We start from the raw sequence: 18780 nt of genomic DNA on the forward strand, positions 1-18780 counted from the left end.
TCAAAAAATGGTAAAAATATGTAGAAATCTTTCAATAAAATCGAGTTTTGTACAGTTTTATTAAAGATTAATCTACAAAAAGTCAGTCGGAAACAAATTTAATATTTTGGGCGAAAAATAAGTCAGATATTGCAATTGAATTTGTATAAACATAAATCGACTTGAGCCACCAATGTAATACGTTGATTTCGGGCAATTAATTTTCACCTTGTTCTGCTCAAACCTTGCGGGAGATAAAATTTATTTTTAAGACAGTACCTGAGCCTGTGGAAGCACAGCGGGCAAGCCTCTCCCCACGAGTCTTCGACAGGCTGCCAATGACAAGTCTATAACTTGCTGATTATCAGCATTGAAAAAATGTCGTTTTCAATGCGATTATTTGGAACCAAATAAAGATTACTCAGACTGACAGGCCTTTACACCTTGAAAATAGATACGTCATGGGTAGTCACGAAGCAATTTTCACCCTATCAGGAAATCTTATCCCAGCTTAAACCGGCATTTTTTGTTTCGAAGGCATGGTGCAGTACCTGGTTTTCGGGGAGGGCCAGCTGGGGGTCTTTGGCAAAGATCTGCTCCACCGTTTTGCGGGCTTTAAACAACAGCTCCTGGTCGGTAGCCAGGTTAGCTACTTTAAGGTCGAGCACACCGCTTTGCTGGGTGCCATCAAGGTTACCCGGGCCACGCAGCTGCAGGTCGATCTCGGAGATCTCGAAACCGTTATTGGTTTTCACCATGGTATCCAGGCGGATCTTACCATCGGGACTTAGCTTATGGCTACTCATCAAAATGCAATAGGATTGCTCGGCCCCACGCCCTACCCTGCCGCGCAGCTGGTGCAATTGCGACAAGCCGAACCGCTCGGCATTTTCAATGATCATTACCGATGCATTGGGTACGTTTACCCCAACCTCGATAACGGTTGTAGCAACCATGATCTGCGTTTGGCCTTTAATAAATCGCTGCATTTCAAATTCCTTATCGGCAGGTTTTAATTTACCATGTACTATGCTGATGCGGTAATCGGGCAAGGGAAACTCGCGCGATATAACCGCAATACCATCTTCCAGGTTTTTCAGATCGAGCTTTTCGCTTTCCTTAATCAGCGGGTATACAATGTAGATCTGCCTGCCCAGCGCGATTTCTTTTTTCATAAAGCCGAACACCCGCAGGCGCTGATTTTCAAAAAAGTGCAGGGTTTGGATAGGTTTACGGCCGGCAGGTAACTCATCTATTACAGATACATCCAGATCGCCATACAAGGTCATGGCCAAGGTACGGGGGATGGGTGTGGCCGTCATCACGAGGATATGCGGGGGCACAATATTTTTACGCCACAGCCTGGCCCTTTGCTCCACGCCAAAACGGTGCTGTTCATCAATCACCACAAAGCCAAGGTTTTTGAATTGAACTTTATCTTCTATCAACGCATGGGTACCTATCAGTATTTTAAGCTCGCCGCTTTCCAGTTTATGGTGTAATATTTTACGGTCTTTTTGTTTGGTTGATCCTGTAAGCAAAGCCACCGCAATAAAATCATCCCCTACCAAACTGCTGATCGTCTGGAAATGCTGGCTTGCCAATATTTCAGTTGGCGCCATAATACAGGTTTGGAAGCCGTTGTCAACAGCTATCAGCATGCTCATGAGGGCTACAACGGTTTTCCCGCTGCCTACATCGCCCTGTAACAGGCGGTTCATTTGTACCCCGCGTTGTGTATCCTGCCTTATCTCTTTTAGTACCTTCTTTTGCGAATTGGTTAAGCTGAAAGGCAATTTATGGTGATAAAAATCATTAAAATAATGCCCCACCGTACCAAACACATTTCCTTTAAACTTTTGGGTATGCAATAGCTTATTGCGCAATAGCTTTAGCTGCAACAGGAAGAGCTCTTCAAACTTCAGCCTGTGCAATGCTTCATTGAGTAAATTGGCATCTGCCGGGAAATGGATATTACGGTAAGCTCCTGCCCGGTCAATGAGTTTAAAGTGCTGAATAATATATAAAGGCAGATTTTCCTTGATATCCTTGGCATGGAGCTCAAGCAGGTTGGATGTAAGTTTTTGGATCCCCTTACTATCCAGCTGAAACTGTTTTAACTTTTCGGTAGAATTATATACCGGCTGCAAGGTAGCGTTGCCCTGCCGCTGTATGGTTGCCGCCGAATAAACCTCCATTTCGGGATGCGCCATCTGGGCCTGCCCGTTGAAAAAGCCCGGTTTGCCAAATACAATATATACGTTGCCGGGAGCGATGGTTTTCTCTATCCAGTTGATCCCTTTAAACCACACCAGTTCCAGTGTGCCGGTATCATCACGGGTTTGTACTACCAGGCGTTTGGTGTGTTTCTCGCCCACCACCTGCTTGCTGATAACACGCGCCAAAACCTGCACATAAGACAAATCGGGGTTAATATCCTTTACTTTATAAAATTTGGTACGGTCGATATACCTGAAAGGGAAATGGCGCAGCAGATCCTCAAAGGTGGCCAGGCCCAGCTCTTTTTTCAACACCTCGGCCCGGGTTTGGCCGGCGCCTTTTAAGTATGTAAGTGGTGTTTGAAAAGGATCCATAGGCCTCACCTAAATCCTCTCCAAAGGAGAGGATTTTTGATTTGCGTGTTTATTTATAATTTCTTTTATACTCCCTCTCCTTTGGAGAGGGCCGGGGTGAGGCCTACTTTACCGCAATAACCGAGATCTCTACATTAACGCCTTTTGGCAATGCAGATACCTGTACTGTTTCGCGGGCCGGGAAGTTGGCAGTGAAATAGGTGCCGTATACTTCGTTTACCTGGCCAAAATTACCCAGGTCGGTTAAAAATATGCTGGTTTTTACCACGTTGGCAAAGCCTATGCCTGCTTCGGTTAAAATGGCTTTAATGTTTTCCATTACCAGCACTGCTTCATCTTTAATACCGCTGGTTACCAGTTCGCCGGTTGCTGGGTTAAGCGGGATTTGTCCCGATACAAATACAAAATTACCGGCAACAGTAGCCTGGCTGTAAGGCCCGATAGGTGCAGGTGCGTTATTGGTGTTTATTATTTCCATCATTTTTTGAGTATGAACACTTGTATCAGCTTGTAGATGATACCAGCTAAAAACATAGTTATGGCAATAGCATTTATAATATGCATAATGCGCAGGTTAATGTTTGTTGGCCTGTTGGGATCTTTTTTTCTAAAGAAATACATAATTACAAAACTAATAAAAGCCCCTCTAAATAGCGCAGCTTTCATGAACACCATAAAAAAATAAAATCGTGAATAATCTCCCCTAAACTGGGGAGACTTTAAATTGCATTTTTAATAACTTAATTATTAAATAAACTAAATGTCGCCCTTGTCCCACGCTGGCCACGCCCTTCAAGGAAATAACAATTTTCTTTAGACAAACAGAAAGAAAAAGAGAACACTTTGAGCTTGCTTCCATTAAACTTCGGGCGTTATATTACCTATATCCTGCCGGTTACCAATTGTTGCCCCGGCACTTGCAATTACCACCAGTACTACCGCGGCGTACTCCTTTACAGAAAGATATTCTTTAAGAAATATTAATCCGCAGATGGCTCCAACAGCAGGCTCCATACTCATCAGGATGCTGAACGTTTTGGTGGGGATATATTTAAGCCCATACATCTCTAAAGAAAACGGGACCGCGCTGCAAAATAATGCCAATGCAACACTGGGTATAAGCATACTGCTTTTAAAATTCACCATGCCTCCGCCTGCAAAAGCAAATGGTAAGGCCACAACCAATGCAAACAGCATACCTATGGTAACGGCCTGCCTGCCATCTAACACGGCCGATACCCGCCTGCCTAAAACAATATATCCGGCCCAAAAAGCACCGGCCAGCAAGGCCATGCCCGCGCCAAACAAATCAATATTGGTGTTATTCCAGGGTGTCATCAATACAATTCCGCCTGCTGCCAGCAATACCCATAAAAATTCGATGGCACGTTTTGAACTAAACACCACAAGCAGCAGCGGCCCCATAAATTCAAGGGTAACGGCGATACCCAGGGGAATGCGCGATAAGGAGAGGTAGTAAATTAAATTCATGCCCCCCAGGCATAACCCGTACGGGATAACCGCTTTCCATTGTTCGCGGGTTAATGTTTTTACGTTGGGGCGGTTGGCTGCAACCAATATCAAAGCAGATAACCCTATCCGCAAGGTAGCGGTAACTGCCGCCCCAAGGGCCGGAAATAGCTCTTTAGCAATTGCAGCCCCTATCTGAACGCTTAATATCGAGCCTAAAACCGCCAATAACGGGCGTATGGGCATTTTGCTTTTTTTCATTTAATAGATATTCTGCCTGCGAATAACAGGCCATAAAAATTTCGCCAAATAACGATATTAAGTAAATGTGTCTAAATAACTTCCCCAAAGCCCCATCTAAAACTCTCCCGTAGGTGAGACTTTAGCCTGGCTAAATGTTAGCTGGCCTGTCGGGATCCTTTTTTCTAAAGAAATACCTGATACAAAACTAATAAAAAGCCTCACCTACGCAGGCTGTCTCAAAAGGATAGCCTCTTTTTTGTTCAGGGCCCCGCAGCCTCAACGCCCTGTTGTTTTAGCAGAATTTGTAGTGTAATTGAAAAAAATGCATGGAAAATGAGTATCCGCCAATGCTTTTAATGTCTATACCATACTAATTACCTGCCAGGGGGCAATAAAAATAAGCCATGATTAAATAACTGAAACCCAATACAAATTTAAATTATGAACATTAAAATCAACACTTTATGAATGTTTTTTACGAAACAAGACACCGGATACTACGGCTGTTTGCTGTACTTCTGTTAGTTGCCTGCTGGGCAACAGCATCGGCCCAGAACAAGGCCGTTACCGGTAAAATTATTGACGCCAGTACCGGCGAAGCCGTTATAGGGGCCACTGTACTGGCTGTAGGTACTTCTAACGGGGTGGCGGCCGACTTGAACGGAACTTTTAAAATCATAGTTCCGGCAAATGCATCGCTGCAGTTCAAGAGCATTGGCTATGCATCGGTTACCCTGACCGCAGATTTCGACAAGCCAATGGTGATCAAATTAGAGCCATCAAACAAAGGCCTGGAAGAGGTGGTTGTGGTAGGGTATGGTCAGCAAAAACGCGCTACCGTTTCAGGAGCCGTTGCAACCGTTTCCTCAAAGGTTTTCCAGGACAGAGGGCCTATCAATAACCCGCTTGAATCATTGCAGGGCCAGGTTCCCGGCGTTGTGGTTACCCGTTCCTCTGCCCAACCCGGCCGTGAAAACTGGAACTTCCAGATCCGCGGGGCCACATCTACAAACACACAGGATCCGCTTATTGTGCTGGATGGTGTTGCACTGGTTAACAATGCCGAACTGAACTCTATTAATCCGAATGATATTGACAATATATCTTTCTTAAAAGACGCCGCGGCATCCATTTACGGTGCACGCGCGGCATTCGGCGTAGTGCTTATCACCACCAAAAAAGCCAAACCCGGTAAAATGAATGTACAATATCTCTCCACTATATCGCAAAAGAGACTTGGCCTTCAGCCTATTTTGATCAATAACCGGCAATGGGGTGAAAGTTTGAAAGAGGCCTTAATCAACGATAACTATGGCGTGATTCCTTCAAGCTATCTTTGGTATCAACTGGCCGACCTGGCCACCCATCCGCCTGATTCCCTTTATATCGATATCACCAAATTACCAGGTTATGCCGGTTCGGCCAATGGCGTTTTATATAACGGCACACCGCTGCCATCATTTGGCGATGTTAAGGACTTTACTTTTTTTGATACCAATATGCAAAAAATGTTATGGGGAAATGCCACATCAACCCAACAGGACCTGAGCTTTTCGGGCTCCGACGAACATAACGCCTATCGCGTATCTTTGGGTTACCTTAACGACGGCAGCCAGTTAAAATGGGGCCTTAACGGAAACCAGCGTTATAATCTCCGTTTAAATCATAGCTATAAGTTTAGCGACAGGGTAACCCTGGAAACCAATATCTCCCTTGAACGGAATAATATACAGCAGCCTACGCTATACAGTTACGGAGGTTACAGCGCGCTGAGCAACTACGGCCAGCCAGGCCTGCCCGCGTTTACTTCAAAAGGACAACCATACGCATGGGGAACAGTTTACAGTGCCCCGGCATTGCTTAAATATGGTGGCGACAATAAGGAATCGAACAGCAGGGCTCTGTTAAATTCAACTTTTACCTACAATTTTGCCAAACACCTCACATTTACCGCGGTAACCGGCTACCATGTGTGGTATCAGGATAGCAGGATACAGCAAAAGCAGGTTCAGTTTTATAACTATGCCGGTAACCTGTTAATACAAACTAACCCGATAAACGGCGGAAACGGTGGCAGCAATACTTTTTATAACCGCAGCAATATCACCGAGCCTTATTATAACCTGGCAGGCAGGGTATCGTACGATAATGTGTTTAACAAGGTTCACGCGGTAGGGGTAATGCTCGGAAGTTCATATGAGCGCGATGAGTACAATTTTTTCACCACGCGTACCTATAACCTGGGCAGCGATGATATCCCTTCGTTAGGAACCGGCATTAGCAGCGGTATCGCAGGTTTTGTAACCAATGGTGAAACCCAGAACCATTATGCCCTGGGATCTTATTTCGGCCGTGCAACGTATACCTACAACAGCAAATATAACCTGGAGGTACAGGGCCGTTACGATGGCTCATCGAAATTTATTGCTGAAAAAAGGTGGAAGATATTTGGTTCGGTATTGGGTTCATGGCTTATATCCGAAGAATCATTTGTTAAAAACCTCAATATATTCTCGAGCCTTAAACTGCGGGCAAGCTACGGAACCACCGGTAGCCAGAGCGGGATTGGCTTGTATGATTACTTACAATCGCTTAACGTAAATGGCGGCGGAGCGTTACTTGGCTCAAACCTGGCTACCTCTGTAACTACTACAGGAAGCCTGGTTTCCCTCAACAGAACCTGGGAAACCGTGATTAAAAAGAACGTGGCATTGGATTTCGGTTTTTTAAACGACCACCTTTCGGGCTCTTTTGACATCTTCAGAAATGAAAACAATAATATGTTGCTTGGCCAGCTGTACCCCGGTGTACTTGGCGCCAGCGCACCGGCACAAAACATCGGAACATTACATACCTGGGGGTATGAAGGCAGCCTTACCTGGCGGTCAAACATCGGCAAGTTAACCTACTCGCTTACCGGTACAATTACCGACAACCAAAATAAGCTGGTTCATTACGGCGGAGCAAATGTTATTGCACCCGGGTATAATGCTACTGTAGAAGGGTATCCCCTGGGGTCGTATTTCGGCTTAAAATATGGCGGCAAGCTTCAAACCCAGGCCGAAGTTGATGCCTATAATGCCCAATACGCGCCTACCGGAAGCACTAATAACGTAGGCCTTCCAATTCCGTCGGCACTTGCCAACCCTGCCGGCCAGATGAGCGGCCTGCGCCCCGGCGATAATAAGTTTGTGGATGTTAACGGCGATGGTAAACTTAGTATAGGAGGCACCGCAGCCGATAAGGGCGACCTTGTTTATCTTGGGTCTGATAACCCGAGGTACAGTTTTGGTTTTAACTTTGGTTTGCAGTGGAATGGGTTTGATTTTTACTCCATTTTGCAGGGAGTTGGTAAACGGGCCGTGCTCCGTACGGGGTCATCAGCAAACTTCAGTGTGCCTTTCCTATCCATTTTCCAGGGTCAAACAACTTCTTACCTGGGCAACGTATGGTCGCCCGAAAATCCGGATGCTTATTATCCTAACCTGCATTCTGCACAGAACAACGGTATCAATAACTATAACTATCAGCCATCAACATGGCGGGTGCAAAACGGCGCCTATGTACGGCTTAAAAATGTGGTGCTTGGCTACACAATACCTAAAAGCCTGCTTGCACACACCCATGCCATAAAAGGCCTCCGGATTTATTTGTCGGGCAGCGACCTATGGGAAAAAACCTATATACATGACGGCTGGGACCCTGAAGTTACCAGGACAGTGGCCGGCAACGAAAGGTACCCCTTTTACCGTTACCTCACCCTTGGCGTAAACGTGACTTTTTAATTTAAAAAACGATATCAAATGAAGACGAAATATATCAAGTTCATGTCGGTTATGGGAGTTGCCTTTGGCTTTGCCGTAATGTCATGTAATAAAACCCTGAACTTAAAGCCGCTTGACCAATTATCAGATCCGGCCTACTTCAAAACAGCAACCGATTATAAAACTTTTGCCAACCAGTATTACGGTTATCTTAAAAACTTCACTACCGTTAACGGTTTGTCTGATAATCCGCATTCTGACGGGCGTTCAGACCTGTTTGGTGGCGGTGGCGCTTACGGTTCGGGTACCAACATTGTACCTGTTACCGAGGCGGGCTTTGGTAACGCGGGAAACTGGAATGTTGATTATGGCAGGATCAGGGCTGCCAATTACCTGCTGGATAAGGCCGCATCTTATCCAAGGCCGGCCGAAATAGCCCAATATGTGGCGGAAGCAAAATTCTTCCGCGCCTATACCTATTTTGACCTTTTGCAGCAATATGGTGGTGTCCCCCTGATTACCAAACCTCTTGATCTTACTTCTCCTGAGTTGTTTGGCACCAGGGCTACCCGCGGCGAAATAGCTGATTTTATTATAGCCGACCTGCAGGAAGCCATACCGGCCCTGCCAGTTTCGCTGGCCGCCAGCTCGGCAGATTTTGGCCGTGTAACCCAGATGGCAGCCCAGGCATTTTTGGGCCGCGTTGCGCTTTATGAAGGTACGTGGCAAAAATTTCGGTCGGGCGATGCTGCGCGGTATAATGCCTTGCTTGATAAATCTATAGCGGCAAGCACCGCCGTTATGGCCAGTAACCAGTATGCATTGTTTGGCACAGCGGCTTCTAATGCCCTTGGCGGCAACAGCACCGTGCTGGGCGACTCCTGCCTCAAATACTTATTCATACTTGAAAACATCAAATCAAATCCTGCGGGTATCACCAAAACTGCTAATCATGAATACATCCTTTCTACCCGGTACGATGATGTATTGAAGCCGATTAACGCATTTGTGAGCCGGAGCACCATGGCAACCGGTGTAGGGCAAAAATTTGTAAATATGTTTTTATGCAATGATGGGCTGCCGGTTGAAAAATCGCCAAAGTTTGGCGGCTTTCAAACCTATTTGTCAGAATTCCAGAACCGGGATAACCGGTTAAAATACACGATTAAAATCACTTACCAGTATTACTGGTATAGCATAAACGGCCGTGTTAACTGGACCGGAGACGCCGCAGACAGGGCAAACTCCCTGGGGCCTGCCAAACCTTACGGCTACGGCAACCAAAAATGGATATCAGAAAGGCAATTGGTTGACGGTAAGGAATCGGAAGACTACCCGGTAATCCGTTACGCAGAAGTGCTTCTTAATTATGCCGAAGCGGTATATGAAAGAAACGGAATAATTTCGGATGAGGACCTCAACAAGTCTGTAAACCGTGTTCGCCTTCGCTGCAACTCCACCAATGGCATGCCGGGGCTTACCAACGCGCTGGTGAATACCAACAACCTGGATATGCGCACCGAGATAAGAAGAGAGCGTACGATAGAGCTTTATGACGAAGATTTTAGATTTGACGACATTAAGCGCTGGCACAGCGGCACAACAGACCTGGTAACTAATACTGGTGGCACGGCGTATGACAATGCTGCCGGCTTTGTAAGCCCATGGCCGGTATTGTATAAATACACAGGCACCCAGGCACAATTAGGCCCCGATGCTGTAAAACCTGTGCCTACGAACGCCAAAGATGCCAACGGCAACCTGATCATTGATCAAACTGCCAGGTTATTTGCCGAAAAAAATTATTTATACCCCATCCCATCCCAACAAATCACGTTAAACCCAAAACTAACCCAAAATCTGGGTTGGTAATACAGGTTGGCAATAAGAAAGGCTGTCTCGAAAAGACAGCCTTTCTTGTTTTATGTGCCGAACCTACGGTTCTATGTTTTTCATTGCACTAATTCCGCGGGTTGAAACCCGTGGCTACAATATGTTTCGGGGCTATGCTCCTAAAGAATTGTGAGCGCAAAACATGTTAAGTTAAGTGAACTATGATATTCATTGGGAGGGTGTCGGGAGTATTAAGTTCGAAAAACAGAGCAAGTTTCTTATTTCATCATAAAATGTTTTGATCCCGTATCAGAGTCCGCATAGCGGACGGACCATCTATTAGCCACAGGTTTTAACCCATGGACAAGGAGCCCACCTATTCAAAGTTCTGTAGGAACGGCCCGTTTAACGATTGATTTGTGGGTTGGGTTATACAATGTGTTTTATTTGCATTGCTGTTTTTCTTTTCAAAATAAAATAGGCGGCAAATAAAAGTAAACCATAAACAACCAATTGCTCCCCGTACGCTATCATATAAATACTATCCCACAAAGAACCATCAAACCAGCGACCATACAAAATCTCCAGATTGATCAACGCGCCTGGAATGCCAATTATAGCCCAAACTGAAATGATAATAATGGTCGAAACGAAGGATCTCCGAACGCTTCTTATCCATAGTATCTGCGGCAGCAAAATACTTCTGATCAACAAAGCGAGTGCCGCCCACCAATAGGAGCCAAACAATTGGTTAGTAAAAATATATTGTTCATATTCACTTCCCGAAAAGTAAGCCACAAAAACCTCCACTATCCACATTATGGTGTAAATCATCGCTCCAGAAAGCAGTATCGTGTTAATGGCTTCAGTTAGTAATAACCTATCAATTTTCCATAATTTAAGTTTGAAAAGGTTAATAATAACCAGGCATACACCAATTATAAAAGTCCCGCTATAAATGGCACCAGCTATAAAGTTGACTATAGCATTCAGCTGCATACTTGTGTTTATCTTATCGGCTTCGGAAACACCGGCAAACTCTCATGCCCATCGGCGTCTACCGATTGTACAGCAAAAAAATAATTATCCTTGGAGTAAGCCAGCGTAGCCATGGTATCGGTTACATAAAACTTACGTTCCCAAAAGGCGCTGGTGGTTTCGCGCATCAGCACGTAGTAGCCAGCCGGTTTTTTGCCGGTGCTGGGCGCTTCCCAGGTGAGTTTTGTTTTGTTGGTGAGCTCGCTGGTTATGATGCCTGCATTTTGCGGCCGGCCCGGTGCCGAGGCAAGGTTTGCTAATATCGACAGGTTCATGCGGGCCACTTTTTGCACGTAGTTAAAATCAACAAAATCGGGCAGGTCGCCGTATTCTACACCATTTTCTGTGCGGATGTTCTGGTGCTGGCGGTTAAAGTCTTCATTCATTTCGGTAAACCTTACAGCAGTAAAACCCTGCTCCAAAAATGGCAGGTGGTCGCCGCCGCGCAGGTAACGGTCGCGCCGGTAAATGAGTTTTACATCCAGCTGGTCAACATACCTTTCCCCGGTTTCTTTGGCATAGCGGGCCAGTTCGCGCGAGGGGCTGTCATTTTCTCCGCCTAATGATTTCAGGGCCGCAACCTGTTTATCTGTAGCATTGGTAGGGATGCCATCGCTGAAAACGCGAACGCTGCGGTTATCCTTCAGGTCGGTTTCCATGCCGTGGGTATTGCCTACAATATCATTGTTCAGCATGGCATCCACATTCCAGTTTTCAGCTTTGGCGCGTTTGGCAACATTGGTTGAGCCGTAAAGTCCCTGCTCCTCGCCTACCACGGTCATAAAAATTATGGTGGCCGGAAATGATCTTTTAGCCATCACCCTTGCCAACTCCATAGACAACGCCGTACCCGATGCATCGTCATTCGCCCCCGGTTCAACGCCGTTGGCGTCCATTACATCGTTGATCCGTGAATCATAATGACCCGATACCAGGTACACCCGGGTATCAGTTGGATCGGTACCCTTTAGTATCGCCAGTACGTTTTTAAGCTTTACAGGTTTATCAATGCGGGTTCCTTTTGGCTGGGTGAACGTATCAAACTGAACTGTCATACGGCCGTTTGATTCCAGCGCGTATTTTTCCATTTCAGCTTTGATCCAGTTGCGTGCCGCGCCGCTGCCGGTTGTTTTGCCGGTGGTATCGCTCAGGGTGTGGCGGCTTTTGAATGTTACCAGTTTGCGGATGGTAGCCTCGATATTTTTGGAGGATACCTCATCAACCATTTGCTTTATTTTTTCATCCTGTTTGATGATGGTTTGGGCCGAAGCCGCGGAAGTGATGAGTAGGAGGATTAGGATGGTTTTGATGTATTTCATCTGGGGTTGTGGGTTTGTGTGCTTTTTTCTGTAGAGACGCATAATTGCGTCTCCCGCGTTTAGGGCCAAACATTGTAATTTCCGTGATATTTATCGGAATAGTGGTATATTCTCTTTAATCTTCTATCAAAGAGAATATACACAACTTTTGCATAGATTGAATGTCCTGCGGGAGACGCAAATATGCGTCTCTACAAAAAATAAAAATTATTGTTCCTTAAAAATAGGAATTACTCTCTACAGATAAAAATTCTCAAATCCGTTGTTATCTGACAACCAGTTTTTTGGATTATCATGAATGTATTGGCGAATGTTATCATATTCTTTATCATCTCTGATAACCCTATCATAATATCTGGGTTGCCATGTAAATTCTATTTCATTATCATTAGCAAATGTTTTGATGGATGATTTATATCCACGTAAAACAGCGCCTAAATTTTCCTTTTGTGTACCGAATTTATTAACCTCCCATGAGGTTTTATCGGGCTTGTTAATAAACAGGATGGCATGCATATGATCTGGCATTATGCTGAAATCGTCGAGTTTAACAAATGGAGAAAATTCAGGTATTCTTAACCAATTCTCATAAGCAATCTTACCCATATCAGAATATTCAACAAACGCATCGTCGGGGTTCTCAGGTTGGATAACTTCGCCAAAATAATGAACACGATGTTTGGTACAAATGGTCACAAAATATAAACCATGGGAACCGTAATCCCATCCGACAAGGCGAGGCGATGATATGCGATATTTCTTTTGGTACTTATCTTCCATTTGTTCTACATTGTAACCAACGTTTTATCTGGATTTGAATGTCCTGCGGGAGACGCAATTATGCGTCTCTACGGAAAAAAATCATTCATCTTCTTCCTCGCTCGCTGCTGTTAACATCTCATCCGCCTGTTTAAAATTACTTTTTACAAAATGGCACCAGTCGCATTCTTTTTTGCCGCAGCCGGTGTTAAAATCATGGGCCATAATTTTTTGGTAAGTCTCGGTGATCTGGCTGGTTACCAACGCTATATCCTGCGGGGTTATCACATATTTTTCCCGATGATATTCCCCTTCGCTTACGGGCTCCACAAAATCAAAAATGGTATCTATTACTTCCCAATCGTTGGTGCGGTCATGGTCTACCAGGATTTTGTAAAACACGCCCTGTCGCCAGTAATCGCCGCCAAGATGGGCATCAAATGTTGGGCGCAGCAGTTTGTCTTTAGCGTTTTTAAGCTTACCTGTTTTATAATCCACAACCGTTACATTTTTACCATCAAACTCCATCTTGTCGAGGTTACCTTTTATCGGCACGCCATTTATTTCGATGTTTTTGATGGATTTTTCGGTCACGGCTATCTTGTTCCAGGTGTTTACGTTTTGCTCGTAGTATGGGGGCAATATTTTTTCGCCGTAGGCTAAGCGTAATTTGTATTCATCCCTGGTAAACGAATCCCGGTTACGGGCCATATACCATTTAAACTCCTTCATAAATTGCTCTGTAGACAAGAACTCGTTATCGTTCTCCTTTAGCAACCTGTAAGTTTTGTTGAGGGCCCAATGCACAGCCTGCCCAAACGTGGCCGACGGACTTTTGCCCGATGGCACCCTGATTAAACACTGAAAATAAAAGCGCAGCGGGCAATCAAGGTAATTGTTTAAATGCGTTACCGAAAGGGTATAACTTTGCAGCAACTGGTTAATATAATTCCTGTCCAGCAGTTCAACTTTGGGTTTCTCCACTTCACTGAACTGGGTTGCTAAAAAATCGATCATTACATCCGGTGTAACTTTAGGAAACTCTACTTCCAGGTGTGTGCTGGCCAATATCTCGCCTACAAACCTGCTGGCTTCCTGCGCTTTCCCTTTTTTATCCTGACCCGCATAGGAGATCATGAGGCATTGCTTGGCACGGGTAACAGCCACATAAAACAAGCGGCGTGCCTCCTCAATCTGAACAATATCATCAGATGTGGTACTGGTAAGGGTATCCGGCAAACTAAAGCCACTGTTGCGGCCTTTGCTATCCCAGGTACGCTTATCGCAACCAATAAAAAACACATGCTCAAACTCCAGGCCCTTTGAGCCATGCGCTGTTAAAAAGTTAACGCCATTATCGCTGAAGATCACTTTATTCAGATCCAGCCGGATGCCATTTTTTTTCATCAGATCGATGGTAGCAATCAGGTCGGACAGTTTGATATCGGGATTCTTGCGGCTTTCGTCTTTTAAAAAATCGAAGAAGCTGGTGAGCATCTGCATATACCCGCCTTTGTCGGCTTGCTGCATAATGTACCGCAGGATGCCCATTTTGGCTATCACATCCTGGAAAAAAGCCTGTAGCGTTTTACTTAATGCCGATTTTAGTAACTCATCAATATTGTACAGCAGGTACTTCATTTCGGTATACTTATCGGGCGCAAAAAGATCTGGCTGGGCCGGTGGCCGTAACTCGCTGATGTAGCGGCGGATGGATGTTTTTGGTTTATCCCTGCTATTGGCCGAGAAGTTTTCCTGTGATACCGCGATGCTTGCCTTGGCAATTTCGATAGGCGCTATGTTAAAAAAATCATAATGCAAAATTTCGAACAGCAATTCATCACCGCTATAAGGCGAATCGAGCTCCATCATGAGGTAGCGCATAATGTTGATGATCTTTTCGCCAAAAGGCTGGGTGAGGATATCTATTTTGCGCCTGGTATTAACCGCTATCTTTTTTATTTCCAGGTACTGAATCATTTCCTCAACCTGGCTGTGGTTACGGTAAATTACCGCTATCTCGCCCGGGGGAGTACCATTATCTATTAAATGTTTTATCTGCGCCGATACATCAACCAGCTCCTGGTCGGGATTTTCATATTCGCGGATCACAGGCTCCGCCGTCATTTCAACAAAACGGGGATGCGAGGCCCGCAGGTCTTTATCCAGTTGGAGCTGTGTGGTTAAGCGCTCAAAATTATTATTAATAAGGGCCTTTGAGATATCAAGAATTTGCTGGTTCGACCGGTAATTGTGCTTGAGCACTACTGTATGCAGGGTACTCACATAGTCGTTAGCAAAATCAAGGATGTTTTTCATGTTGGCACCCTGGAATTTGAATATGGATTGATCATCATCGCCCACTACAAACACGTTGGGCACATCCCAATAGTTCAGCAAAAAGCGCAGTAACTCGTTTTGCGATCCGCTGGTATCCTGGAATTCATCTACCAAAATATATTGGTAACGCTCCTGGTATTTGCGCAGGATTTCTTCATTGTTACGGAAAGCCCTCAGCACCCAAATGATCATGTCATCATAATCATAGCGGCCACGGCTCTTCATTTTGGCATCATAGTTCTGGTACTCGCGCACGGCGGCTACCAGCTTTTTCATAAGGTCATGCGCGGCGTCGATATCTTTTTGTTTGGGGTCGCCTACCTTGATACCGGTTTTGGAATTGGCCCGTTTGTATACAAATTCCTCGCGGTTAGGGATATCATCCAGGTATTCCTGTACCGCAGCCTCAATCATTGCCGCATCCCAGTTCTCCCGTTTCATGGTACTGAAAAGGTCTTTCAGGCGTTTGGTATCATAATACACATCGCCGGTGAAACGCTTCAACAGGTGGTCGTTGTCAAACTCGTCTACCAGCTCTCGAAACAGCATGGCCGATTCCAGGTCGGACAGCGACTCCAAATTCAGCTTGCCAAAATACTCCAGGTTCTCCTGGATGATCTCGTTACAAAAAGCATGGAAAGTGTATATATTGATGCGGTAAGCATCCGGACCAATAAATTCAAACAAACGCTTGCGCATAGCCACCGCGCCGGCATCGGTATAGGTTAAGCACAGGATCTCGCTTGGCAGTGCATCAGTATCAGTTAAAATCTTCCCTATCCGTGCCGCCAGGATCTGCGTTTTACCTGTACCCGGTCCGGCAACTACCAGTACCGGTCCGTCCATTTTATTTACTGCAGCCAGCTGTTCGGGGTTTAAACCCGCCAAAGCCGCCTGGAATTTATCGTTGTATTTATTGAAGTTGGATTGCATAAGCCCCCTCTAAATCTCCCCCTGAAGGGGGAGACTTTTGATTTTGTTGTTAAAAAAATCGTTTCCGATGATTGATGATAGAAGGTTTTTCGAAGTATTCCATTGATCCCTCCCAATATCAAAATTAGGATATATAAATGAAAAACGGCCTACACGGTAACTATTAAACCATCAATAAGAAACACTTTTTTATTTGAACAATTTATTCTGACAAAAAGTTATTTCAACTTTATTCAATAAATTACCCAGGATAAACCCGTGTTAAAAACCGAATAGTATGGAAAAACGACGAAAAGAAAAACAATATCTGAGTATTAAGATGTGCAATGAATTAGACAAAAGATTTAACGATCATAGAAATGGCATTGGACAATCATTTACGTGGGATGAAACTTTGGCTATGGTAAAGCGATTCCAAAAAACGAAGGCATGATGAGAGACTTAGTTTTAAAAATTTCGTAAGTCTGGGATTCTACAACTTATCATAGGTAAATACCAGGCAATCTCTATAAGGCACAGAGTCGCCAGCAAGGCGTTATTGCATGGCCAATCTGTCTATGTGGAGATTGCTTCCTACCTTATAATTACTGGATTATAAGTAGATTGTAGGAGGTTATTACAACCCTATCCCCGTCCCCGTAGGGAAAAACACATTTACGCTTACGGGGAGCTTACCGGTTGGTTTTAAATTGCCGGTTAGTACTTTTACTACAGATTTTTGCAGCTCGGGGCTGTTTTGGTAGCATACCATGAGGGCGTTACTGTTTTCGATGCCGGGCAAACCTGCTATGGTATAGGCATTGGCAAAAACGCCGATTACGGTATTTGGGCGTCCGGCCAGGTCGGCTATCATGAGTTTTACATCGCTGGTATAATCCAGCTTACTTTGTGGGCGCAGGCGGGTATCATGCACGCCTGTTATTACCTGCTGGTACTGGCTCAATAAACCCAATATGTTTTTAAGTTCGATGGTGGGGGTATTTTTATCAACCATAAATAATTTACTATTCGGGAAGTTTTTAGCTGCTTCCTGCTGAAAAACGGTAGGCGATGAAACACCAATACTCAAAATGGCTGTTTTTAAAAATGGGTTAAGCTTTAAGGTTGATGCATCACCCTTTAATACGGTTACCGCCGCATCGCTTAATTGCTGCACCAGTTCTTTAGCAGCCGACCCGTTAAGGTCTTCGCCAAGGTTTACCGGCGATACCTCCTGGTAATTATTAAGTCCGGCCCAGTATTTGGCAGCCAACACTTTTTTTACCCTGGCTTTAAACTCTTCTTTGCTTACCTTTTCCTTACGCACCGCCTTGCGGATAAGCTTGATGGCGCGTTTGGAGTCTTCGGACAATTCGATAATATCATTACCTGCAATAAAGGCCCTTACATCGGCTTCTCCGTCGGGGAAGTATTTTGTAACGCCCTTCATTTCCATAGCATCAGATACTACCAATCCTTTAAACCTCAGCGAATCTTTTAAAACACCGGTAATGATAGGGCGCGAAAGGGTTGACGGCAAATGTGTAGTGCTATCCAGCGCAGGGATACTCATGTGTGCTATCATCACACCGCTAATGCCGGCGTTGATGGCCTCGCGGAAAGGATATTCTTCCAGTGAATCTAACCTGCCGTGACTGTAAGGCAACAGCGGCAAATCAAAATGCGAATCCACATTGGTATCGCCGTGGCCGGGGAAATGCTTGGCCGTGGTGAGTAAACCGGCATCCTGCATACCTTTAAAATAAGCAATACCTTTTTTAGCCACATTGTACATATTGTCGCCAAAGGACCGGTAGTTGATCACCGGATTGTTGGGGTTATTGTTTACATCCATATCGGGGCCTAAATTTATCTGGGCACCTATCCGCTTAAAATCATAAGCTACCTGCTGCCCCATTTTGTATACCAGGTTATTATCCTGTATGGCGCCAAGAGTCATCTGGTATGGGTACGATATGGTGGAGTCCAAACGCATACCGAGTCCCCATTCGCCATCCATGGCTATCAGTAAGGGCACTTTTGCCAGTTGCTGGTATCTATTGGTGAGGTTAACCTGCCTGCCGGGGCCGCCCTGGAAAAATACAAGGCCTCCAATTTGCTGTTTTTTGATCACCTTAGCTACCGAATCCTCGTAAGCCTGCCCTTTATTCGTATGGGCCCGTACAAAAAGCAGCTGCGCTACGCGGTGCTTTTTGCTCAGCTTTTTATAAACCGAATCGACCCAGTGGTTTTGCTTATTTAAACTCTCTATATAGCTTTCCTTTTGTGCAAAAGCGTTTACAGCAATAAAATTAAGGGTGGTAATTAAGATAAAACAATAACTGGTTTTCAATTTTGGCATTTCCAAATGTAGTATAAATGTTGTTTTGGCAGATTGATTGGCATGCAATTATTACAAAAATTAAACCCCGTAATAAACCTTTGGCTTAATTTTTACTCTATGGATATAAAACAAACTAATCATGAATACATCATGAGCAAAAATTAAAACAGCGCTCATGGTAGCTT

At 44.8% G+C, this 18780-nt stretch carries 11 protein-coding genes; 2 read left to right on the forward strand and 9 right to left on the reverse strand.

The annotated features are described in order from the left end of the window. Positions 1 to 470: 470 nt before the first annotated feature. From recG to AC1DO4_RS08930, 4 genes are all read right to left on the reverse strand, one after another. Complete coding sequence (gene recG / locus AC1DO4_RS08915) at positions 471 to 2573, reverse strand: ATP-dependent DNA helicase RecG (RefSeq protein ID WP_477414937.1); 2103 nt, start codon at positions 2571 to 2573, stop codon at positions 471 to 473. Positions 2574 to 2676: 103 nt separating this feature from the next. Further along, positions 2677 to 3054: a RidA family protein gene (locus AC1DO4_RS08920; RefSeq protein ID WP_477414940.1), complete on the reverse strand. Its 378-nt coding sequence runs from the start codon at positions 3052 to 3054 to the stop codon at positions 2677 to 2679. After that, positions 3051 to 3248, reverse strand: coding sequence for a DUF6728 family protein (locus AC1DO4_RS08925; protein WP_477414942.1), 198 nt, complete (start codon positions 3246 to 3248; stop codon positions 3051 to 3053). Before AC1DO4_RS08925 ends, AC1DO4_RS08920 begins: the two co-directional genes overlap by 4 nt. Before the next feature lie 183 nt (positions 3249 to 3431). Then, positions 3432 to 4304, reverse strand: coding sequence for an EamA family transporter (locus tag AC1DO4_RS08930; protein WP_477414944.1), 873 nt, complete (start codon positions 4302 to 4304; stop codon positions 3432 to 3434). 446 nt (positions 4305 to 4750) lie between these two features. Here AC1DO4_RS08930 and AC1DO4_RS08935 point away from each other — a divergent pair, with 446 nt between their 5' ends. Next, entirely contained in the window at positions 4751 to 8071 is a 3321-nt protein-coding gene (locus tag AC1DO4_RS08935; RefSeq protein ID WP_477414946.1) for a SusC/RagA family TonB-linked outer membrane protein, read from the forward strand. Between the two features lie 18 nt (positions 8072 to 8089). After that, complete coding sequence (locus AC1DO4_RS08940) at positions 8090 to 9922, forward strand: RagB/SusD family nutrient uptake outer membrane protein (protein ID WP_477414948.1); 1833 nt, start codon at positions 8090 to 8092, stop codon at positions 9920 to 9922. A 390-nt stretch (positions 9923 to 10312) separates the two neighbouring features. Here AC1DO4_RS08940 and AC1DO4_RS08945 read toward each other — a convergent pair whose 3' ends face one another. From AC1DO4_RS08945 to AC1DO4_RS08965, 5 genes are all read right to left on the reverse strand, one after another. Next, positions 10313 to 10882, reverse strand: coding sequence for a hypothetical protein (locus tag AC1DO4_RS08945; RefSeq protein ID WP_477414950.1), 570 nt, complete (start codon positions 10880 to 10882; stop codon positions 10313 to 10315). 8 nt (positions 10883 to 10890) lie between these two features. Next, positions 10891 to 12240 (reverse strand): M28 family peptidase, encoded by a 1350-nt coding sequence (locus AC1DO4_RS08950; protein WP_477414952.1) that lies wholly within the window; start codon positions 12238 to 12240, stop codon positions 10891 to 10893. 237 nt (positions 12241 to 12477) lie between these two features. After that, on the reverse strand, positions 12478 to 13020 hold the full coding sequence (locus tag AC1DO4_RS08955; protein WP_477414954.1) for a transposase: 543 nt from the start codon (positions 13018 to 13020) through the stop codon (positions 12478 to 12480). Positions 13021 to 13101: 81 nt separating this feature from the next. After that, positions 13102 to 16272, reverse strand: coding sequence for an ATP-dependent helicase (locus AC1DO4_RS08960; protein WP_477414956.1), 3171 nt, complete (start codon positions 16270 to 16272; stop codon positions 13102 to 13104). Between the two features lie 616 nt (positions 16273 to 16888). Continuing rightward, a complete protein-coding gene (locus AC1DO4_RS08965; RefSeq protein WP_477414958.1) occupies positions 16889 to 18613 on the reverse strand; it encodes a glycoside hydrolase family 3 protein in 1725 nt (574 codons plus the stop codon). Positions 18614 to 18780: the final 167 nt, after the last annotated feature.

Source organism: Mucilaginibacter sp. P5_A6, from assembly GCF_056400585.1.